Source organism: Veillonella sp. R32 (assembly GCF_010093125.1).
Taxonomy (GTDB): Bacteria; Bacillota; Negativicutes; order Veillonellales; family Veillonellaceae; genus Veillonella_A.
The window spans coordinates 1-23,185 of sequence record NZ_NMZQ01000044.1; the positions used below are offsets into that span (position 1 = coordinate 1).

25 protein-coding genes and 1 other annotated feature are annotated in these 23,185 nt (G+C 30.6%); all 25 genes read right to left on the reverse strand.

The window, feature by feature from the left end:
- Nucleotides 1–115 precede the first annotated feature (115 nt).
- The 25 genes from VER_RS10550 to VER_RS08875 all read right to left on the reverse strand — a co-directional run bounded on the left by VER_RS10550 (nt 116) and on the right by VER_RS08875 (nt 23,037).
- Nucleotides 116–988, reverse strand: coding sequence for an acyltransferase family protein (locus tag VER_RS10550; RefSeq protein WP_370456479.1), 873 nt, complete (start codon nt 986–988; stop codon nt 116–118).
- Nucleotides 989–1,132, reverse strand: coding sequence for a hypothetical protein (locus VER_RS08760; protein ID WP_162100454.1), 144 nt, complete (start codon nt 1,130–1,132; stop codon nt 989–991).
- 215 nt (nt 1,133–1,347) lie between these two features.
- Entirely contained in the window at nt 1,348–2,520 is a 1,173-nt protein-coding gene (locus tag VER_RS08765) for a glycosyltransferase (RefSeq protein WP_162100455.1), read from the reverse strand.
- 7 nt (nt 2,521–2,527) lie between these two features.
- On the reverse strand, nt 2,528–3,445 hold the full coding sequence (locus VER_RS08770) for an NAD(P)-dependent oxidoreductase (protein ID WP_162100456.1): 918 nt from the start codon (nt 3,443–3,445) through the stop codon (nt 2,528–2,530).
- Nucleotides 3,446–3,447: 2 nt separating this feature from the next.
- Complete coding sequence (locus tag VER_RS08775) at nt 3,448–4,374, reverse strand: transketolase family protein (RefSeq protein WP_162100457.1); 927 nt, start codon at nt 4,372–4,374, stop codon at nt 3,448–3,450.
- Complete coding sequence (locus VER_RS08780; protein WP_162100458.1) at nt 4,371–5,180, reverse strand: transketolase; 810 nt, start codon at nt 5,178–5,180, stop codon at nt 4,371–4,373. Before VER_RS08780 ends, VER_RS08775 begins: the two co-directional genes overlap by 4 nt.
- 21 nt (nt 5,181–5,201) lie before the next feature.
- A complete protein-coding gene (gene rfbG, locus VER_RS08785; RefSeq protein ID WP_162100459.1) occupies nt 5,202–6,254 on the reverse strand; it encodes a CDP-glucose 4,6-dehydratase in 1,053 nt (350 codons plus the stop codon).
- 1 nt (nt 6,255) lies between these two features.
- Nucleotides 6,256–7,035 (reverse strand): glucose-1-phosphate cytidylyltransferase, encoded by a 780-nt coding sequence (rfbF, locus tag VER_RS08790; RefSeq protein WP_162100460.1) that lies wholly within the window; start codon nt 7,033–7,035, stop codon nt 6,256–6,258.
- A gap of 10 nt (nt 7,036–7,045) precedes the next feature.
- The gene (locus tag VER_RS08795; RefSeq protein ID WP_162100461.1) at nt 7,046–8,044 is read right to left on the reverse strand and encodes a hypothetical protein; all 999 of its coding nucleotides are present in this window, start codon (nt 8,042–8,044) and stop codon (nt 7,046–7,048) included.
- Between the two features lie 4 nt (nt 8,045–8,048).
- Entirely contained in the window at nt 8,049–8,945 is an 897-nt protein-coding gene (locus VER_RS08800; RefSeq protein ID WP_162100462.1) for a glycosyltransferase family 2 protein, read from the reverse strand.
- 9 nt (nt 8,946–8,954) lie between these two features.
- Nucleotides 8,955–9,704 carry an ABC transporter ATP-binding protein gene (locus VER_RS08805; RefSeq protein ID WP_202922153.1) on the reverse strand — a complete coding sequence of 250 codons (750 nt, stop codon included), beginning with the start codon at nt 9,702–9,704 and terminating at the stop codon, nt 8,955–8,957.
- A gap of 10 nt (nt 9,705–9,714) precedes the next feature.
- Nucleotides 9,715–10,494, reverse strand: a complete 780-nt coding sequence (locus tag VER_RS08810; RefSeq protein WP_162100463.1) for an ABC transporter permease — start codon at nt 10,492–10,494, stop codon at nt 9,715–9,717.
- A 38-nt stretch (nt 10,495–10,532) separates the two neighbouring features.
- Nucleotides 10,533–11,294, reverse strand: a complete 762-nt coding sequence (locus tag VER_RS08815) for a DUF4422 domain-containing protein (protein WP_255494047.1) — start codon at nt 11,292–11,294, stop codon at nt 10,533–10,535.
- Complete coding sequence (gene glf, locus VER_RS08820; protein ID WP_162100464.1) at nt 11,295–12,398, reverse strand: UDP-galactopyranose mutase; 1,104 nt, start codon at nt 12,396–12,398, stop codon at nt 11,295–11,297.
- 38 nt (nt 12,399–12,436) lie between these two features.
- Complete coding sequence (gene wbaP, locus VER_RS08825) at nt 12,437–13,876, reverse strand: undecaprenyl-phosphate galactose phosphotransferase WbaP (protein ID WP_162100465.1); 1,440 nt, start codon at nt 13,874–13,876, stop codon at nt 12,437–12,439.
- Nucleotides 13,877–14,054: 178 nt separating this feature from the next.
- Nucleotides 14,055–14,405 (reverse strand): 50S ribosomal protein L20, encoded by a 351-nt coding sequence (rplT, locus tag VER_RS08830; RefSeq protein WP_115309349.1) that lies wholly within the window; start codon nt 14,403–14,405, stop codon nt 14,055–14,057.
- A gap of 35 nt (nt 14,406–14,440) precedes the next feature.
- Nucleotides 14,441–14,638, reverse strand: a complete 198-nt coding sequence (gene rpmI, locus VER_RS08835) for a 50S ribosomal protein L35 (RefSeq protein WP_162100466.1) — start codon at nt 14,636–14,638, stop codon at nt 14,441–14,443.
- Between the two features lie 18 nt (nt 14,639–14,656).
- Nucleotides 14,657–15,178 (reverse strand): translation initiation factor IF-3, encoded by a 522-nt coding sequence (gene infC, locus VER_RS08840; RefSeq protein WP_202922154.1) that lies wholly within the window; start codon nt 15,176–15,178, stop codon nt 14,657–14,659.
- A gap of 17 nt (nt 15,179–15,195) precedes the next feature.
- Nucleotides 15,196–15,314, reverse strand: a sequence feature (ribosomal protein L20 leader region).
- A 49-nt stretch (nt 15,315–15,363) separates the two neighbouring features.
- Entirely contained in the window at nt 15,364–16,374 is a 1,011-nt protein-coding gene (locus tag VER_RS08845; RefSeq protein ID WP_162100467.1) for an NAD-dependent epimerase, read from the reverse strand.
- 34 nt (nt 16,375–16,408) lie between these two features.
- Complete coding sequence (locus VER_RS08850) at nt 16,409–18,127, reverse strand: phosphoethanolamine transferase (protein WP_238390199.1); 1,719 nt, start codon at nt 18,125–18,127, stop codon at nt 16,409–16,411.
- A 167-nt stretch (nt 18,128–18,294) separates the two neighbouring features.
- Nucleotides 18,295–19,461 carry a nucleotide sugar dehydrogenase gene (locus VER_RS08855; protein ID WP_162100469.1) on the reverse strand — a complete coding sequence of 389 codons (1,167 nt, stop codon included), beginning with the start codon at nt 19,459–19,461 and terminating at the stop codon, nt 18,295–18,297.
- Between the two features lie 34 nt (nt 19,462–19,495).
- The gene (locus tag VER_RS08860; protein WP_162100470.1) at nt 19,496–20,530 is read right to left on the reverse strand and encodes a glycosyltransferase family 8 protein; all 1,035 of its coding nucleotides are present in this window, start codon (nt 20,528–20,530) and stop codon (nt 19,496–19,498) included.
- A gap of 24 nt (nt 20,531–20,554) precedes the next feature.
- Nucleotides 20,555–21,448: a glycosyltransferase gene (locus VER_RS08865; protein WP_162100471.1), complete on the reverse strand. Its 894-nt coding sequence runs from the start codon at nt 21,446–21,448 to the stop codon at nt 20,555–20,557.
- Between the two features lie 121 nt (nt 21,449–21,569).
- Nucleotides 21,570–22,493, reverse strand: a complete 924-nt coding sequence (locus VER_RS08870) for a glycosyltransferase (RefSeq protein WP_162100472.1) — start codon at nt 22,491–22,493, stop codon at nt 21,570–21,572.
- Between the two features lie 106 nt (nt 22,494–22,599).
- A complete protein-coding gene (locus VER_RS08875) occupies nt 22,600–23,037 on the reverse strand; it encodes a HutP family protein (protein ID WP_162100473.1) in 438 nt (145 codons plus the stop codon).
- Nucleotides 23,038–23,185 lie beyond the last annotated feature (148 nt).

The window sequence follows — 23,185 nt, forward strand, 5'->3', positions numbered from 1 at the left end:
ACAATAAGCATTTCTTATTATGCTAAATATATTTAATAGATCTAAATTTAATATTTGAATTTTTATAACAAAATAAACAATTAAAAAATAAAATATTTAGTATATTTATTCTTCTTTAAAACAAAAGAAAAAAGAAAACCACAGACAAAAGATATAAAAAATAAGGAACTACTAGCCATGGATTCTCCCACCCTTTTGATCCACAATAACTAGAAATGAAATAAACAAATAATATATGTGATATAAAAATACCAAATGAATTTTGCGAAATTAAGGTTATAGTTTGTTCCACATGTTTATGTGGAACATGATTTTTAAAAAGCTTAAAAATTATAGAAACTACACAAAATGAAGATATAAAAATAAAAATAGATTGATAATTAGATAATGTAGGATGAAGAAATGGAAAAAATAAATATAACATTATACTACAAAATACTGAAATAAAAAGAACTATAATTAAAAAATAAATTTTATTAAAAATAGATTTTTTCGAAATATATCGTTCTGAGCAAATTATATATCCCAATATAAAGTAACTTACAAAGGAATCAAAAATACCGCCAAAAAAATTTGCAAAAATACTCTTATGATGATCAAATGTCAACGGTATCATAATAGTTATTAACGTAACTATTATATAAACAAGTGCAAGTTTATTCGATTTATTGAATATAATCGCTAAAAAAGGAGCTGATAAATATAAAGGAATTAATACTTGAAAAAACCACAGTGGATTCATAACACCTAACTGAAAATTTAAAATAAAATTATAATTTTTAATACTATATAAAAAAGATTCCAGTATACTTAGATTCTCATTAAAATATACAACTAAAGTATTAAAAATTATACAATAAAAAGCACTTATTAATAAAAATTTACAACTTTTTGTTAAATTAAATTCATAATCACTATTATTAATCTGCTTATTTATCAATAAATATCCAGAAATCATAAAAAAAATCGGAACACCTATCCGCGATATTTAAAAGAATAAAGGCGTAAGTACTTCATTTGCATGAATACCATTAATATGAAAGCCTGCAGCATCATGCGCATGTGTAAAAACCACTAAAATTATAGCAATAGTTCTTAACAAATCTAAATAAAATATTCTATCTTTTACCATTTAATTTTTAATCTCCTGTTTTTATAATATATATATACTTATATACAAAAATAAATCATGCTTAAGTTACTCAATTATATCTAATTCACAATAAATTACTATCATCCATAATTATAATACAATATTCCATATTAAAAAGGCCCATGTAATGAGCCTTTTTATTAAAAATTACTATAGTAGTTTAAAATTATAGTACTCTATTGTTACAGCTTTAACTACTTATTATTTACAGATTTCCCAAATTTTTTATTCCATTCAGGATTAGGATTCGTAAAGAAACAATAATATATTTTTTTTAAAAATTCTCTTTGTTTAGAATATTTAGGAAACCAACTTCTTAAAACTTCTCTTCGTTCACTATTTTCTGGAAATATTTTTTCTGCAATAATTCGTAAATTAAAATTTTTTCGAGTATTAATCTCTCCCCTAATAGATAATAAACACATTTTTCTAATAATTTCTTCATAATAAGGAGATTGTCTTGCATATTCCCACCAATGATTTCCTTCACCAACTAAAGGGTAATCCCAAGGCTTAGGAAATGCTGCATAATGTACTATAAATGGATTTTTTAAATTTTGTTCCCATTCTTTTATTTTTTTCTCTTCATTTTGCATAATATGTTCTACAGATGCCATTCGAATAGGATACACATTCCATCTTGAATCTAAATATTTAATTTTCGTATCGAAAAGTACATTAAATGCATCTTGTTCAGCGCATCTAAACTTATATTTTTGCCATAAATTCATAACATAATCAATAGAAAAATCTCGTCTAATATTCGATAAATCAAAAACTAATACATCTGCATTTACATACCCCATAGGATTTATTAAGTTTAGTTCACCTAAAGGAATATCCATTTTCAAACGACCTAAATAACCTAAATCAACAACACCTGCAATATACTCCTTTTCCAAAAAATCTACATTAAGAAGTTCATATACATCCTTTCTAGCTAAAACATCTGCTCCCAAATTTAATACAATTTTATATTCTTTAAAAATCCATGGTATCGCAAGCTTAAAATAATTTAAATATAAATATTTATATCTACTCCTTTCCATATATTCTTTAACTAAAGGTTTAGGATCAAAAAACCTCAAACTAACATTAGGATAATCTTTTACTAAATTTAATAAAATTTGGCAATCATACAAGTCAATCTCACTTGTTAATAACACAATATCATACTCATATTCATCAGATATATAATCTAATATTGATAATAGTGTTACAGTGAAATAAGGAATATATTGATCACTAAGGACAAACGCAATTGCACATTTATTTTTAAAAACGGGCTTTAACTCTTTTTCATATAATGATTTATCTGTAATTTCCCACTTATTTTTTTTTATTTTAGTTATTTTTTTCTTCTCCATTCTAGAATTACCCTTTATCTAATTTCAAAGCTTCCAAGACATTGTGAATTCCGTTCTCAAATGATATTTGAGGGGTCCATCCTATAGCATTTAATTTTCTTACAGAAGGATTAACATTGACCATTCCCGTTTCAGGATATTCAATTACACCATAATGTAACAAACTTTTACTTTCAGTTATTTTTTTCATAATTTCAATATAATATTTTAAATCATGACTTTCTCCAGAACCAAAATTATAAATACCTGTAGGATGATCTTCTTCAATTAATTTTACTAACGCTCTAACAGCATCATCAATATATAAAAAATCCCAAATTTGTTTACATTCAGTTAAATCACAAGGTGCATTAATTAACATTTTTTTTAAAACGGAAATAATCATCGTTCCTTCATAATCACTAGGTCCATATAGACTAAAAAATCTTGGCTCAATTAATGTAAATAAATACTTTTTAGATAATTCCAAAGAATCTTCATATAGTTTTAATTTAAATTTTCCATATTCAGTATTAGGTTTTGCAATATCTTCTTCTGTTAACTTTCTATCTGCTTGCCATAGTCCATATTCAGCTTGAGACCCTGCAGTAATTACCTTCTTACACCCTAAATCAACAAAAGCTTTAATACAATTTATACCTAACTCATAATTACGCTTTTGTCTATAAAAATCATTACGCAATGAACCTCTAGTCCCATCCCACGCTAAATAAATCAAACAATCTACTTCAGATAATTTTTTTGCCACCTTAGTATATTCATCCATATCAGATTCAATGACTTGTACACCTTTATATTTTTCAAAAAAATCTTTATTTGAGTTTTTCTTTCTAATCACAGCTATAATTTCATGATTTTTTTTATACATAGCTTCTATAATTTTTTTCCCAATAAAGCTTGATGCTCCTAATATAGCAATACGCATAATTAAGCTCCCTTTATCATCCTAATAACTCTTTCAGCAACTTCATTAGCATCTAAATGATAAACACTTCTTAGATAATTTTGGCTACCTACTATTGAGGTAAATTCATTATTAAGACCAAATCTTAATAATGAGGCATGAGAAGATATCCCACTTATAGCTTCAGCTACAGCACCACCTAAACCACCTATAACAGTATGCTCTTCAATAGTAACAAGTAGTTTAGCCTTTCTTGCTAAAGATCTAACATTTTGTTCATCAAGCGGCTTAATACACGGAACCGAATAAACACTACATTTAATGTTTTGACTAACTAAAATATCAAATGCTCTTACTGCTTCTGATAAAATAGTACCAGCAGCTAATATAATTACATCTTCCCCTGACTCCTTTATTGGAATAACTTTAGTTACATCAATACTTTCATTCTGTTTATGAATATATGGCTCCTTCCCCCTTGCCATTCTAAGATACCCGGGGCCCTCTTTTTTGTATAATTCTCTTAAACACAAAACAGCTTCTATAGCATCAGCAGGTACATACACATCCATTTTAGGTAACGCTCTCATCATTGCAATATCTTCAGTCGCATGATGAGTCATCCCTAACGTCCCATAAGCAAAACCACCACCTACAGCCAAAACTTTAACATTCGCATTGTGATAGCATACTAAATTTCTCAACTGCTCAATACACCTCAATGTAGGAAAATTTCCAATAGAATATGTAAAAACTTTATTTCCCTCTAATGCTAAACCAGCTGCAATAGAAGTTAAACTCTGCTCAGCTATGCCTGTATTAATATATCGATTAGGAAATTGACTGCTATACTTTTCTACTACATTAAACCCTAAGTCTGCTGTTGCCAATATAATACTATCATCTATTTTTCCTAATTCCACTAATTCAGCTATTACATGATCTCTCATAAATTTTCCTCCAATTCAGCTAAAGCATTTTTTAAATCTCCACCTTGAGGATCTCTATAATGCCATAACAATGAATTTTCCATAAAAGAAACTCCTTTTCCTTTAACTGTATTAGCAATAATAACAGTAGGTTTACCCTCAACTATAGGCTTATTAAAAGCCTCTTTTAAAGCATGATGATTATTTCCATCTGCTACCATAATTACATTCCATCCAAAAGACTCCCATTTTTTATCCAGTGGCTCCATATCCATAACTTCATTACAATTACCCATAGCTTGCATTTTATTTCTATCAATAATAACAGTAAAATTATCTAATTTATATTGAGCCGAGAACATTGCTATTTCCCACACAGAACCTTCATTACATTCTCCATCTCCAACAATCGCATATACATGATAATCTTTATTTCTAATTTTACCATTTAATGCCATTCCACAAGCAGCACACACACCTTGCCCTAAACTACCAGTTGATAACTCTACTCCTGGAACTAATTTATGTGAAATATGAGAAGAGAATATACCTCCATTATCCCCATATGTATCTAATACATCAGTACTATAAAACCCCATTTCTGCTAACACTGCATATATAGCAACACCATTATGCCCTTTACTTAAAATAATTCTATCTCTATTCTCATTTTTTGGATCATTCGGATAAACTTTGGCAATATTATTATACAAGACTGCAATAATATCTGCGCATGACAAAATACCACCAATATGGGACGCATGTGCATGACTTACCATTTTAATAGCATGAATTCTTATTTTTCTCGCTAGTTCTTCACTTTTCATCTTAAACTCCTATATAATATATTACCCCAAAAATTCTTTAATTTGTTTATCCATACAGGCATTAATATCCCCATTTGACAACCAACATCTATTCCACTCAACAATTTTTTCAATGGCCACCTCTAAATCCCATTTAGGCGACCAATTAAATATTTTTTTTATTTTAGAGCAATCCAATTTTAAGAAATTAGCTTCATGAGGTCCACCATCATATTTATTTATCCACTTAAGGTTATCCCCCCATTTACTTACAAAAAGGTCTACCAATTTTCCTGTTTCAAAACAATCTCTATCATCTGGGCCAACATTGTAATACCCTGCAAAAGCCTTATCATCATATTGCTTAGCTGCAATCATCAAATATGCAACTAAAGGTTCTAAGACATGTTGATATGGCCTTGTTGAAAATGGATTTCTAACAATTATATCTTTTTTCTCAATTATTGCCCTAATACAATCAGGAATAATTCGATCATCAGCAAAATCACCACCACCAATAACATTCCCAGCTCTTGCTGTCGAAATGCTAACAGAACGATTTTCAAAAAAACTACAATTATATGAATGCGTTACCAATTCACTACAAGATTTAGAATTCGAATAAGGATCAAATCCATCGAGTGGTTCATCTTCTCTATATCCCCACTCCCATTCATTATTTTTATAAACTTTGTCTGTTGTAATATTCAAAAATGATTTAACAGATTTACTCATTCGGACACACTCTAAAATATTAACACTTCCCATTACGTTAGTCTCATACGTATAAACAGGATTATTATAACTTTCTCGAACAAGCGGCTGTGCAGCTAAATGAAATACTATTTCAGGCGCAATCTCATCAAATGCTGTTTTTAATTTTAAAAAATCTCTTATATCACCTATATATGAATTTACTTCCTTATCAATTCCAGCAATTTCATATAAAGACGGATTAGTAGGAGAAGGTAATGAATAACCACTTACATCGGCTCCAAGATTTTTTAAAATTTTACAAAGCCATGCTCCCTTAAATCCTGTATGACCAGTTACTAAAACTTTTTTTCCATTATAAAAATTCCTATCAAAAAACATATTAAGCCTCCCATACCTTCCAAGGTGCTTTTCCAGCCACCCATAACTTTTCTAACTCATCTTTTTCTCTCTTTGTATCCATGCATTGCCAAAAACCTTTATGCATATAACTCATTAATTGCTTCTCTTTAGCTAATTGTTCTAAAGGTTCTCGTTCAAAAATACAATCGTCACCACTGATATAATCAAAAATCTTCGGCTCTAATACCATAAAGCCTGCATTTATAGGTGCACTATCTCTTGCCGATTTTTCTCTAAATGATTGAACTGCATTATCAGAGTCAATATTCAAAATTCCTTTTGACTGTTCTAATTGAACCGCTGTTAATGTTGCAATTTTTCTATGTAAACGATGAAATTTTAATAAATCAACTATATCAACGTCACAAACTCCATCACCATATGTCATTAAAAACGTTTCATTATTAATATATTGTTGTATACGTTTTATCCGTCCACCGGTCATAGTATGTAAACCAGTATCAACAACAGTTACTTTCCAAGGTTCGCAAGTTCTGTTATGAACTATCATTTTATTTTCTTGAGTAAAATCAAAAGTAATATCAGACGTATGTAAAAAATAATCGGCAAACCATTCTTTTATATAGTGTTGCTTATATCCTGCACAAACTATAAAATCATTAAATCCAAAATGGCTATAAGATTTCATAATATGCCATAATATAGGCATTTCACCAATTTCAACCATAGGCTTTGGTTTATATTGACTTTCTTCAGAAATTCGTGTTCCAAAACCGCCTGCTAACAATACTACTTTCATAAAATACCTCCTAAATATAATTAATTATATATTTTAAACATTTTTTAAGATTGTTACCAATTTTCGCCACAAAAACTGGTAATAAACAATATAATTTTAATCTTAAATAATCCCCATTGATAATATCTATTGATTTTTTGTACTTATAAATTAATCTAAAATTTAAATTATTAATACTCCTTAAAAATAACAAGTAGCTATTAGATACTAGCGCATCTCTTCTAAAAAAGGATATCGTCTTATACTCAATTGATTTAAAGCTACTAGGTAATACAGAAAATCCTTCATTCATTTTTTCAAAAACATAAATATAATAACGCTCATCATGAGTCCACCAGTGATCTTTTTTTTGGGGATTATATGATATAAAATTTGTATAAATAACACCAAGATTCAACGAGTCATTTTTAAAAATATTTATCAACTCTAATAAAGAAAATGCTATCCACCAAGGGATTTGTTTTTTTTGATATTTATAAATTATCCCATTAAGGAATGCCTCTTTATAAAAATCAGTTCTAATAATTTGAGATCCCCAATAAGTTAATCTAGAAAAATATTTCTGGCAATATTTCATATAGTCAATTTCTTTATATAAAATATTTAACTTATACTTACTATCTTGATTAAGATGTCCGCGACGATTATCTATATCAACATTAATTAAATCAAATTCTTCAAAATTTTCACATAATAATATTTTCTCAAATTGATTATAATTGACTAAATTACCATCACCCATTAACCAAAAAAAATTTGTAGTAACTTCTTTGATAGCCAACATTGCTTTATCATCTGCACTAATATCTGTTCTGTATCTTTTATACTTAATTTTATTTTTATCCAAAATCGATAACTTAGATATAATAACCTCAATATTATTATTTATACTGCTATCATGAATTTCAAACTGAAATAGTTCTCCATGATAAGGAATAATACAATCTTTTATAATCTTTTCTACGCATAAAAATCTATTTGTTGGTATTACAACAGTTATCTTATCCATTTAATCACCTATTCAAATATTCTATATCAGGTTTAAAAAATATTCCTTTTATAGTGGACTTAAGTAAAATATTAATACGTCCGATTTTATGATTTGGAGATAACCTTAATATTTTCAATATATGATATGATAATCTAATACTTTGATATAACCAACCACAAATTCCTTCTCTACGATATAAATAAACATCATTTCTATATAAATATTTAAATCGATCAATCATATTCCAATCAGCAGTGGAAATATTTGCTCCTTGATTCGATTTGCACTTATGTACGACAACAGAATCATTTAAAAGATAACAAGAATAATACCTTGATATTCGTCTAGTATATTCCCAATCGTCAGTCCATATAAAAAAATCTTTAATTGGAAGGCCTACTTTTCTAATTATTTTAGTTGGCAAAAATAATGACACAAAAGAAGCCATTTTTATCTTTACAACATCATGCTTAGTATCGTTAACATCGATATTTTTATATACACCTTTACGCTGTACATTCATAGTACATAAAGAAGAATCCTTCCACACTACTTTACTAGATAAAAAACCATACTTGCCTTTATTTTTTTTATCAAAATCCATAAATATTTTTAATGTATTTTTTTGAACAATACAATCATCATCCATAACCCAAGCATATTCATAACCTAATTCAGTAGCCATCCTCAATCCTAAACTAAAACCTCCAGCTCCTCCAATATTTTTACCAGTATTATGATAAATAATATTATCATTATAACACTTTAATCTCTCAACAAATTGTCTTGTCCCATCACAAGAATTATTATCAATAACAAGTATATCTATTGAATTCTTTTCTTTTAAAAGATTAAGAATGCATTCTCTAAAAAGATTAAGTCTATTGTAAGTTACTACTATTGCCACAATTTTATTCATAGAATCCCCTCATTTACTCTCTATATATTGTCTATATAAATCACAAACTTTTTTGGACTCCCCCATAGCTTTTATTTCACCGCTAGCAATCCATACAGCTTTACTACACATTTTCTTAACTTGTTCTTCATCATGTGAAACAAAAATAACTGTAGTTCCTTCTCGTTTCATCTCTTCCATTCTTTTGTAACATTTCTGTTGAAAAGCATAATCTCCAACAGCTAAAATTTCATCAATAATAATAATATCAGCTTTTATCGCTGTAGCAATTGAAAAACCAAGCCTAGCTACCATCCCTGATGAAAAATTTTTTATAGGAACATCTAAAAAATCCTTAATCTCCGCAAACTCAACAATATTATTAAAATATTTATCCATAAGACGCTTACTATATCCTAAAACTGCGCCATTTAAATAAATGTTTTCCCTTGCTGTTAGTTCAGAATCAAAACCCGCACCCAATTCAATTAATGGAGCTATAGATCCCTTTACTATTACACTTCCACTAGTAGGTTTATATATGCCAGAAATTACTTTTAATAATGTACTCTTACCACATCCATTTTCACCAATAAGTGCCCACGACTCTCCTTTCTGAATATTAAGTGAAATGTTCTTCAATGCATGAAACTTATTAAAACGCAATTTACCTTTTGTTGCCAATATTAAAAAATCTTTTATGCCAGAAAATTGTTCTTCAGCAAGATTAAACTCCATACTCACACTTTTTATAGAAATACAGACCATATATTGCTCCAATCATTTTCCCCTAAATGTACATTAAAAAATTATTTTGTAACTTTTTAAAAATAATAAGACCTATTATTAACGACAATACACTAATAGTAATACATAAGGCTGTTAGTTCAAATCCTGGTATTGCTCCTTCTAAAATAATTTCTCGAAAATAAAGTAAAATATAATAAAGCGGGTTTAACAATAACATCTGCTTAAACTCTACTGGGACTATATTAATAGGGTAAAATATAGGTGTCAAAAATGACCATGCTGTAGTAAAAACACTATATAAATGAAACATATCTCGAAAATAAACCGCAATTGCGGAAACTATTAAACTGACTCCCAATGAGAAAACAAGCAAAAAACATAATGGAATTGGAAGTAGCAATAACTTTTTTGTTATAGATACATCAGTAATTAACATAACTATAAAAATTGCTACCATACTAAAAAGCATTGTAACAAAACTTGATAAAACTCGCGATAATGGAAATATTAGCTTTGGAACATAAACTTTTTTTAAAAGAGCTGCATTCCCGACAATAGAATACATAGCCGAAGTAGTCGATTCCGAAACAAAATTAAAAACTACTTGCCCTATAATCAAATATAAAGAATAATTAGGTATATCAAATCTAAATACTTGTGAAAAAACTATCGTTAATATACACATCATCATTAATGGATTCATAAGACTCCATAAATATCCGAAAAAGGATCTTCTATATTTTATCCTTAAATCTCTTAATACTAGTTCTTTTAATAGTGGTATATACTTATAAAAGCTCTCTAGTGATTTATTACTCATAAAACACTCCTAAAATTTATTAAACAACATATTACTAACTATCTAAAAATTTTTCGATAAAAAAATGCTATTATTTTTTTTATCCAATTTTGTTTCTCCATAAAAGAAACATTTTGTTCTTTATATAAAACTCTATTTTTTTCTAACCATACATCAAGTAATATTTCACTAACAAAGCCAAAAATGCGCGCTTCATATGTATCATAGTTAGAAATATCTACTCTATTTTCTATTTCACCTAAAATATCAAATAACCACTCACAATAAGCATCATACATATCTCTACGCATAACAAACATATTAAACATATGAGCCCAGGTACGATTACATACTAAGTCAAAAGCATCCCTATACTCTGGCCACTTCTCTAATATAACTTGCTCAGCTAAATCTAAACCTTCACTATGATGAGCATGATTGTAGTGAGAACGATTACTTTCTATATAATATTTTCGCTTATCAGCTACTACTACTGGATAATTCTCTAAAATCTGCTCCCAATCAGAACGAAGGAGGATTTGCTCTTGCTTCGCTTCTATATTTCGTACTTCTTTTTTAGTAAAATAACGTCGATAGTGAACTAGTCCAATATAATCGGCTTCTAAATTTTTCCACGCCCAATAAAGAGCTGTTAATTCACAGTAATTAGGATTTTTATGCGAAATATGGTCCCCTGTATTGTCTCCTATATATCCTATATCTGCCTTTCCTTCTTTGCCAACGTGAATCGGCATATAAAAATCATCATTTGGCATCCAATAAGGTTCATGTGCTGCTACTAAAATTTTAATATTCGCCACTTAATTCAATTCCTTTGCAACTAAACGAAGTGCACTTGCAATCACTTTATCCATATCATAATATACATATTCCGCTAAACGGCCACCAAAGATCACATGATTCTCTTTTTTAGCCTTTAAAGCATATTTTGTATATAAAGCTTGATTTTTATCATTATTCACTGGATAGTAGGCTTCATCTCCAACTTTCCAATCAGCAGGATACTCTTTAGTCACATAAGACACTGATTGTTTGCCAAATTCAAAGTGCTTATGCTCGATAACACGAGTATATGGAATTTCAGCCTCTGTATAGTTTACAACAGCTACCCCTTGATAATTTTCAGTTTCAAGTTTTTCTGTTTCAAAGCGTAACCCACGATACTCTAGTGGACCAAACTCATAATTGTAATATTCATCAATAGGACCTGTATAAACAATTTTATCTGCTAACTCACTAAATTCTTCTCGTTCTTTTATAAAATCAACACCTAAACGCACTTCTATACCTTTAAGTATATTTTCTATTAACTTTGTATAACCACCTTCTGGAATACCTTGGTAACGATCATTAAAGTAATTATTATCATATGTATATCGAACTGGTAATCGTTTGATAATAAACGATGGAATCTCTGTACAAGGACGGCCCCATTGCTTTTCGGTATACCCTTTGATAAGTTTTTCATAAATATCCTTGCCAACTAGGCTTATCGCTTGTTCTTCTAAATTTTTAGGTGTGTCTGTAATACTAGCTCGCTGTTCTTCAATAATCGCTTTAGCCTCTGCTGGTGTTGAAATCCCCCACATCTTACTAAAAGTATTCATATTGAAAGGCAAATTATACATTTCCCCTTTATAATTTACTACTGGGGAATTTACATAATTATTAAAAGTAGCAAATTGATTTACATAATCCCATACTTCTTTAATGGACGTATGAAAAATATGAGCCCCATATACATGAATATTGATGTCATCTTTATTTTCACAATACATATTGCCACCAATATGATTGCGCCGATCAATGACTAATACTTTTTTCCCACGTTTATGAGCTTCATGAGCAAATACAGAACCAAATGGGCCCGCTCCAACTACTAAATAATCATATTTAATTTCCATCGACTATCCCTACTTATAATTAAATAATATTATATACCTTAGTATGCGCCTTTTTTTTGCAATACAATTTTAACAGTTTTAATTAAATAAACTATATCAATCCAAACAGACCAATTATGGACATACCATGCATCCATTTGGACTCGTTCGTCATACGTTGTATCACTACGTCCACTAACTTGCCAAACACCAGTAATACCTGGTGGCACTAGATAAAAATCCTGAATATATTCACCATACTTATTTATTTCAGCTTTTACAATGGGGCGTGGGCCAACAAGACTCATTTCCCCCTTCAGCACATTAATTAACTGCGGTAGTTCATCCAGACTCGTTTTTCTTAAGAAATGTCCAATCTTGGTAATTCTTGGGTCATCTTTTAATTTAAAGTCACACTCCCATTCTTTACGCAACTCAGGATTCGCGTTTAAATATTTCTCAAGAACAGACTCAGCATTAACTATCATAGATCTAAATTTATAACAATCAAATTCTTTCCCATCTTGCCCCACTCTACGATGGGAAAATAATATAGGTCCAGGATCTTGAATATAAATCATAATAGCAATTATAATTCCAACTGGAATAAATACAACTAAACCAATTAATGTCAAAATTAAATCAAACAATCTCTTCATTACACGATAATATGGTCTAGCTAAGTTATTTTTTACATTAATCAGTAGCATATTTTCTTCCATAAGTCCTTGAACTGAAACATTTGCTGCTGGCATGCCTATTAATTCTGGAACAAATGATACATTTTTTACTAAAATTTCTAACTTAGTAATCAACGCAATTAATTTACTTGCTTCTAAACCCGGAGCACAAATAATCACATGCTGAATTTTTGTATGGCATATTATATCTTCTATCTCATCAAATCCACCTAATAAAGGATATTTAGTTGTTAGACCTTTACATATAGGATTATCATCTATGAAACCAACTATTTCATATCTCATTATAGGATGACGCTCAAATGATTTCAATAAAAGCTCCGCTGTTTTTCCAGCTCCAATAATAATCACTGGTATCTTTAAAAAACCCCTAGCGATTAATATACGTTCAAATAAATATCTTCCTATTAATAAAAAAGTAAATGTAAAAATCCATGAAAATGCAATAAAAAGTCTTGACACATCACCAGCTACATTCGCCGCATACATCAAGAAAACGGTCAAAACTATACTATAGGTTGTCGCCTTAAAAATATTCCGCACGCGATCCCAATAAGGTGCTGCTTCACGATACCCATTACATAAAAAAAGCATGAATAAAAATAAAGCTGGCGCAATTAAATACATATAAATACTTTTTATTGAAAATGTACTTGCCACTACAGGAAATGGCCACAATTTTCGTACTTCATATGCACCCACTATCCCCAATGTCACCATAAAATAGTCAATAATAAGGACTAGTACTGGCAACAGATATCCACTTTGACGATTAAGCAGAGGAATCGAAGATTTCATATAATTCCTCCTTTAAATACATAGCATATAGTCTTCTAAAAAACACTATAAACACCCTTTATAAAAAACTATTGTAAAACGTTTTAATATTCCTTTCTATTATACCATTTTTACATAAAAAAAGGGTGTAGAAATTCACATAAATGTGAAACCTACACCACTTTTTACTTGTTATTTATTAAGCGTTTTTAGCTACTTCAACAAATTTAGCAAAAGCTGCTGCATCGTTTACAGCCAAATCAGCTAACATTTTGCGGTCTACTGTAACACCAGCTTTAGTTAAACCAGCGATAAAACGGCTATAGCTCATACCGTTCAAGCGAGCTGCTGCGTTGATACGAGTAATGAACAATTTGCGGAATTCACGTTTTTTCGCACGACGGTCACGACGAGCATAGTATAATGCTTTCATTACCGTTTCGTTTGCTTTTTTGAACAAACGACTACGTGTACCACGATAGCCTTTAGCTAATTTTAAAATTTTCTTATGACGTGCATGAGCAGTAACGCCCTTTTTCACTCTAGCCATTGTATATTTCCTCCATTATCCAGTAATTCTAACTATTAAGCGTATGGTAAGCATTTAGCAACGCGTTTGTAATCGGCTTTGCTAACCAAAGTTGCTTTGCGAAGATTGCGTTTACGAGCAGAGGATTTCTTTTCTAAGATATGGCTCTTAAATGCTTTCGCACGTTTGAATTCACCGCTACCAGTCGGTACAAAACGTTTAGCCGCTGCACGGCGAGTTTTAATTTTTGGCATAATTAATATCCTCCTCAACTATCCTTTTTTTGCTAATATCATCGTCATGTTTCGCCCTTCAAGCTTAGCTGCTTTTTCAACAACGGCCTGTTCTTCCAACTCTTTGGCAAAACGGGTTAATACATTCTGACCCAATTCAGGATGGCTCAATTCACGGCCACGGAACATGATTGTAACTTTTACTTTGTTACCTTCTGCTAAAAATTTTGTTGCATTTTTCATTTTAACATAGAAATCATGATCCTCAATATGGGGACGAAGCTTTACTTCTTTCAAAGTAAAGGTCTTCTGTTTTTTCTTAGCTTCTTTTTCGCGCTTCTGTTGCTCATAGCGATATTTACCGTAGTTCATAATTCGACATACCGGTGGCTTGCCATTCGGTGCCACTTCTACTAAGTCCAATTGATGTTCTTCAGCTAACGCAAGAGCTTCACGAGCCGACATAATACCTAACTGCTCATTATCGGCACTTACCACACGAACTTCACGGGCGCGAATTTCTTCATTAATGCGCGGCGTATCTTTGCTAATAATAGTCACCTCCAACAACTTTTTTCTCTATAAATAAAAAACGGACGGCACAATGCCATCCGTAACTAGCTAACATGACTGTTAATGTATTCAACCTATTATTTCGAGACAATAGGTGAGAAGCGGATGGCCTCTACTTCTTAAACAACTCTCAAAAGAGTACTTGAATAGTATATCCTTTAAAAGGTTTACTGTCAAGCGTTAATTTTGTAATATTCCTTATACCAAGCGACAAATCTACTTAACCCGTCTTCAATGGAAGTTACTGGTCTAAAATCAAAATCATTTTCTAACTCAGTAACATCAGCATAGGTCTGATATACATCGCCAGGTTGCATAGGCAAAAATTCTTTAATCGCCTTTTTGCCTAATTGCGCCTCTAAGACTTCAATAAAATGCATTAATTTTTCTGGTTTATTATTCCCTATATTATATACTTTATATGCATCTCCCCATTCATTCTTTTTAGGTGGATTGCATAGCATTCGTTCAATACCCGTTACAATGTCATCTACATAGGTAAAATCCCGATACATATCTCCCTGATTATAAATTTGAATAGGAGTATCTTGACAGATTTTATTCGTAAATTTAAAGTATGCCATATCTGGACGACCATAAGGCCCATACACCGTAAAAAATCGCAAGCCAGTAGCCGGAATACTGTATAAATGACTATACGTATAAGCCATTAATTCATTCGATTTTTTAGTCGCTGCATATAAACTAATTGGATGATCTACATTATCTGTAGTCGCAAACGGTGTTTTCTGCTGATTACCATATACTGAAGAACTTGACGCAAACAATAAATGCTCTACTGGATATTTTCGACAAGCTTCTAACATAGTAAAGAACCCCATCATATTGGACTCCATATACGCTTTAGGATTGTCTATGCTATAGCGTACACCAGCTTGCGCCGCTAAATTAACAACAATGTCCGGCTTAAACGTTTCAAAAACATGTGAAACTGCCACTTCATCGGCTATATTGCCTTTTACAAATGTAAAATTAGCAAATTTTTCTAACAACGCTAAGCGACTTTCTTTTAATGAAACCTCGTAATAATCATTAAGATTATCTAAGCCCCATATGATAGCCCCCTGCTCCAACAAACGTTTTGCTAAGTGAAACCCGATAAAACCAGCAGCACCTGTTATTAATATTCGTTTTGTTGTGTCGAATGGTTTATAACTAGCCATAATCTATTTTCTAACCTCACTAAGCTTAATCATTCTATTTTTCAATTTTATCTTCGGAAATATCCTCATTCAAACCTTTTCTTCCCAAATCCGTTTTTAATGTATCTCTTGTATATTTATATTCTGAACTAGCAAAGTTATTTTCTTGCTCTAAATGATTAGAGGTAATATTCAAAACCCCACCTACTAATTCATATAATAAATCATTTGTAAAATATTGATTTTTATGAGCACGTAATGCTTCAGTAGTTTCAGGATATAAAGATTGATACTCGTCTGATAAGTAAATAATTAAAGGTATTCTAAAATTAATAAAAGGGATATTATCTGCAACACGTTTTCTATAAGGATTTGCCCCATGATCAGAAAAGAAAATCATAGATTGTAAATTCAAATTACTTTTAGCATAATCGTAAATTTGTTGTAATACCCAATCACTGTATGCCATAGAATCTTCATAATTAGGTACTAAATCAAAGACTCCAGGTTGACTAAACTTTGTAAATTCAGGTGGAAATCTATGTAGAGTTAATTCGTGACTCCCCATAACATGTATAACAATGAAATTATTTTCATTTGGATTTACCATTTTTAAAGCCGGCAATAAATCTCCATCATATAATATCCTATTTTGAGTAGAAGGATCATCTTCAACCCAATGTGTTACATCCGCAGTACGAGCTACTAATTGCACTGGAGTATCAGCTGTATTTTTAACACTTTGATTGCTAAACCAATAAGTTTTATAGCCTGCTTTTTTTGCCAAATCTATAATAGTAAATGACTGATTAAACTCTTTATTATTATACTGATTTTTCTCAGTAAAAGCTTGTTCTAAAGCTTGCATAGTAGATCCATAAGAGGAATACGCATGATTAAACAGCAAAAAATTCTTTGAGTCACTCTCTACTTGTGTTCTAAGCCAAGGTGTTGTGTCATTAGCAGAATATCCATAAACACTCATAAAATTACGTCCAGCAGACTCACCTACAATTAAAATTATCGTTGATGGTTTAGAAAAATGCCGTTCACTTTTAATAACGTTTAAGTTTTGTTCATTATTTCTATAATATTCTGTAAATTTTTGAGCACTTCTTAAATACTCTTTTGCTCCATCAAATGCATGAACTACACTCGTCCCCATAAAAATCTTAGGAGTATAAAGAGCTACACTTAGACACAACACAACACTTGCAACTAATATTTTTTTTGTAAGCCCTTTTCCATTCTTTAATTGTTTTTCTTTCAAACAAAGAACATGATTTATTTGATTTAGCTTAAAAAGCAAAATTACTAATACCAATATACAAACGCTAATACTAACCCCTGATAATAAACTCATATTTTGTAAGAAATATTCTTTTACTTCGCCTGGATTTGACTGCAAAACGGCAATAGCAGCCGCAGTACTAAAAGATGCTTTATAGTTCAAATAATAGACAATCTCCATCATAGGCACTAGTAATAAAGCAAAATGGACAAATCCATATAATAAATCCAAAAATACATTACTTCTTTTCTGAAAATAAAATAATAAACTTCTAGAAACAACTAAGAATATAAATACATATCCACCAAATGCCACTTCCGCATAATTATTAATATTAGTCGCCGTATCAAAATCAACAATATAACTCATAACATTATGAATTGTAGACCAGCTTATCCCTACAATACTATAAGGTAAAAGTTTTCTCCAACCTAATCCTACAGTTCTCCAAACATAAGATGAAAAAGCTACACCTAATGCCACTGGCAAATATCGCCTCATATTCAAGAGAATCCGATAAGATTCTGCTCCAACAGAAGTAAAGTAAAAAACTCCTACCATAAATAAATATACAATAAAAAAGATAGCAATATAAAGCCTATACGATTTAATAAACTTCACTAAGTTCAACAAAACTAACACTCCTAGCCCTAATCACGCTCAAACAAATCACGTGTATATACTTTATCCTTTACATCACTTAACTCTTCTGACCAACGATTAGTCACAATAACATCACTTACTTTTTTAAACTCACATAAATCAGAGACTACTCGTGAGTTGAAAAATTCTGTATCTAATAACGTTGGCTCATACACAACAACTTCAATTCCCTTTGCCTTAATCCGTTTCATAACACCTTGGATAGCTGAAGCCCTGAAATTATCCGAATCACTCTTCATGGTAAGCCGATATACCCCCACTACCTTCGGCTGTCGCTCTAGAATCATATCAGAAATATGATCTTTACGGGTCCGATTAGCTTCCACAATAGCAGAGACTAAATTTTGTGGTACATCATGATAGTTAGCCAATAGCTGCTTTGTATCTTTAGGTAAGCAATAACCTCCATAACCAAAGGATGGATTATTATAAAAATCACCAATACGAGGATCTAAGCACACGCCTTTAATAATTTCAGCGGTATTTAAATTTCGTATCTCAGCATATGAATCAAGTTCATTAAAATAGGCTACCCGTAAAGCCAAATACGTATTAGCAAACAATTTAATAGCTTCAGCTTCAGTAGAGCCTGTAAAAATCATAGGGATATCTTTTTTTAAAGCTCCTTCAGCCAATAAATTGGCAAATTCACGAGCCCGCTCTGACCGTTCGCCTACAACAATACGAGACGGATACAAATTATCATATAAAGCTTTGCCTTCACGTAAAAATTCTGGTGAGAAAATAATATTTTTCGTATGGTATTTTTCTCTCATTTGTTCCGTATAACCAACCGGAACTGTAGATTTAATAACCATAATAGCTTCTGGATTTATTGCTAAAACTTCTTCAATAACAGTTTCTACAGACGATGTATCAAAGAAATTCTTCTGGGGATCATAATTCGTTGGCGTTGAAATGATTATAAACCTAGCCCCAATAAACGCTTCTTCAGGATCCAATGTAGCTTTAAAATTTATAGTTTTATTCTGTAAAAAGTTAGAAATTTCCTCATCAATAATTGGTGAAATTCCTCTATTTAACATTTCTACTTTTTCAGAAATAATATCTAAGGCAATTACCTCATTATGTTGTGCTAATAACATACTATTAGACAAACCAACATACCCTGTTCCTGCAACTGCAATTTTCATTGATAAACCCTCTTATAATTACCAAATATACACCTTAACAATTATTACTTTTCTTGTTTTTTAAATATTTATAATAAGATATGACGCCCTTAATAAATTGTTTATTTTTAATTTGTGCTTTGGATAAGTAACGCCATTCATGATAGTCTTTGGGCCACTCTAACTCTACATCATTCCAAGGAGATGCTTCAGCATAAATTCGCCATAATTTATAATATTTATATTTCCAAGAATATTTCTCAACCTCATTATTACTATCATAGTCTCCCCAAAACTCTGTAAATAATTTCCACGGTTTTTTATTACCAGTAAAATGAACAATGTCTACTCTTCGTTCTGCCATATATTGATTATTCACTACAGACATTGTACAATTATACCTTACTGACAAATCAACTTCAGCCAAATTTTCTAATAATATATTAAGAACATCCTGATCCATATATTTAAAGTCTCTTTGTTTTAATAGTTTTATAGCTCGTTGTCCTATATCATATTCTTTATAAGCTACTACATTAATTAACATCATCCCCGAATTAAAATAAGAATCATGAAGCATTCCTATTGAACTACGATAATACTCCCACTCTAGAGGCTTGGATGTCGAATTTTTTACTACATATACTACAGTAACAGACCGTGTAAATAAATCAGAAATATCAGATAAAACCAACATATCTGTATCTAAATAAAGAACTTTAGAGATATTATAAAAATCCAAAATATAGGGAACAACTAAACGATAATATGCTGTAGTTGTAATGTTCCTTACAGTATATAAATTCTCAAAGCATTCATTGTTCATATAATAAATAACAATAAATGCATCAAAAAGACTAGTTAATCTTTCTAAACGTTTCTTATCACTCTCTTGCAAGCTTCCATTAAAAAATATATGAATTATACATTTACTCTTAATATTCTTTAATATCGAAAACGCAAGTACCCCTAAACCATATAAAGCATTTTCATCTGAGCAGATTGCAATATTGTTATGCAAAGAAAAATCGATGCTTTTATCTACAGAACCTAAATACTCTACAGATTTCACTAATTCTTCTATACTCATTATCAACTCCAAAAAGATTTATCGTTATTTACTCTTATATCTAATCTTCAAAACACTATACCAAAATAAACATTTTAATTGTTTTAATGTTTGACCTTTTTTACCATATACCCTTGCTAACTTTTTAAAACTATGATAATTTTCAGGAATTTTGGCTGGCATTGGATCTGGCATACTCTCCCAAAATGATATATCTAAATAATGGCGCCACAATTCATCATCTTCATCTAAAACCAATTCCCATGGCTTATCTCTTCCAGAATAATGTATTAAAATCCCTTGCACACTAAAATCTTTATTCTTATGATGAAATAAATCAGGTATCGGTTTCATATTTCCATCTATCACAAGATTTAATAAGTCTTGAGTCTGACCTTTAAATCGAGCTGGATCAGCCCCCTGATAAGAGAAAACTTGTTCTGTGATTTTTTGCTCAATCCAATCTTTTATACTAATCCACATTAATCCATCTGAAAAATATACATTTTGCTTCATCTTTAAAAAAGCCACTCTATCCGGAGTATCATAGGTTAATGCCCCAATTGCCTTACCATCTAGCTCTGTTTTTAAGAATTGTTTTAAACTCCCTACACAAATCATATCAGAGTCTAAATATAAATAATGGTCAGTAAATGCACGTAATATCCAAGGCATAACAATACGAATATATGTAACACGAGAAAATCTCTGAACCTTGATATGAAAATTTTGATAAATACTCATATCCATAACATATAGATAAATATTACAGCCATATTTTTTAGCCGTTTTTTCTAAATTTATCTTATTTTCTGGACTATAATCATCTACAAAAACATAAAAACTAAAAGCTATATCCTTATTAGTCTCAAGAATCGATGTAATCTCAGCGCCTAAAGCTTTAAAAAACGGATTATTAATACTAAAAGCAACATGCATTTGTTAACGCTTTTCATCAGCAGACAAAAATAAGAAATCATTTCTCTCTAAATATAATTGTTGATTTTCAAAATATTCAGTATTATACTGATTAACCATATAATATACCTCTTATACTTAATTAAATAATTTTTATTTGTTTTCTCTTCAACCAAAAATTAAACCGTACCCGTCTTCCCAAATCTAAATATTGATTAATAAAATCATATTGATCTTTATATATAGCTCTAATCCTATATTTTTCAGATTTAGCTCTAACAAAATGGAATAACTCTCGTGCTAATTTTTTATTCAATCGCCATATATATTTATCCTTTGTCAATCCCTCATATTTTATTAAATCATCACGCAACAATTTTGAACAAATACATATGTCTAAAAATCGTTTTTGACCTCCATTAGTTATACTTGTCGGATTCGTGAAATAGTAATATAAACATTGATTAGTAATCATTATTTTTTTACTTCTATATAAATACCGTCCAGACACATAATTATCTTGAGAGTGACATCTTTCTGGAGATAGAATTCCTTCTACTATATTCCGTTTATAAACTACATTCCAAACGATTTTACATAAAAACTCTGTAAAATACAACTCAAATACAGCACTTTCCATTATAACTTTATTAATAATATTATCTTTAGGTAAAACTGCTGATTCATTTACACCATCAGAGATATTAACAGAGCATCGTGCCATGTCTAAGTCATATTCTTCAATTAAGTTAATTAAATTTTTATACATATTGGTATCGAGCCAATCATCACTATCTACAAAAGCAATATATTCACCTTTTGAAATAGCTAGTCCATTATTTCGTGCACCACTTAAACCCTGATTACTCTGATGTAAGACAACAATTCTCTTGTCTTTTTTAGCATATTCATCACAAATTTGACCACAATTATCAGGTGAACCATCATCAACTAAAATAATTTCTAAGTTTTTATATGTCTGAGATATTACAGAATTCAAACACCTTCGTAAGTACTTTTCCACTTTATATATTGGAATAATAACTGATAGTAATTTTTCTTCCACCTACTAGTTCCTCATAAACAATATCCTAACTCATACAACTTAAACAAACTACCAAACAATCTAATAGATTGTTTAAAATATAGTTTGCATAAAACCATCTTCCCAACTATTTCACCGCATCTTCTTCCCTTGCCGGCAAGCTTCTATGTGCAATAGCCACGGCAATTTCATTGAGATGCAAAATGCCAACGCCAATATAAATTGCCACACTAATGTGTTCTCGATAGCGGGCAATCCCGATTTTACCACCTACATTAAGGCCAGTGGCTTTGCGTTTCAGCTGTTCTAAGGCCTCTTGTGTAGCTCCAATAACAGCGCCTTCACCAATATGATTATCAGCTACTACTTTCTGCCGTTGAGCAGCCACTACAGCATGTTCAATAATCTTTGGAATAGACTGCAAAAATTGACCGCCAAAATCTACGGCTACAGATCGAATCCCTTTATCTTGTAAATCTTTACGTAATTCTTGTTCTTTTTGTCGTGTTTCAGTAATCGCTAACTGCAATGCAGCTCTCCCAATTGCAATACTAGTATATTCCATGTACGCCACCTACCATCCTACATTTAATACTCTTAATACATATAATACTCTTAAACATAAAAGAGTATTTTTTACTTTTAAACTACTCGCTTAAATATCTCTTTTATTATATCACATTCTAGTATTTTAAACGGTTCTATAATTTATT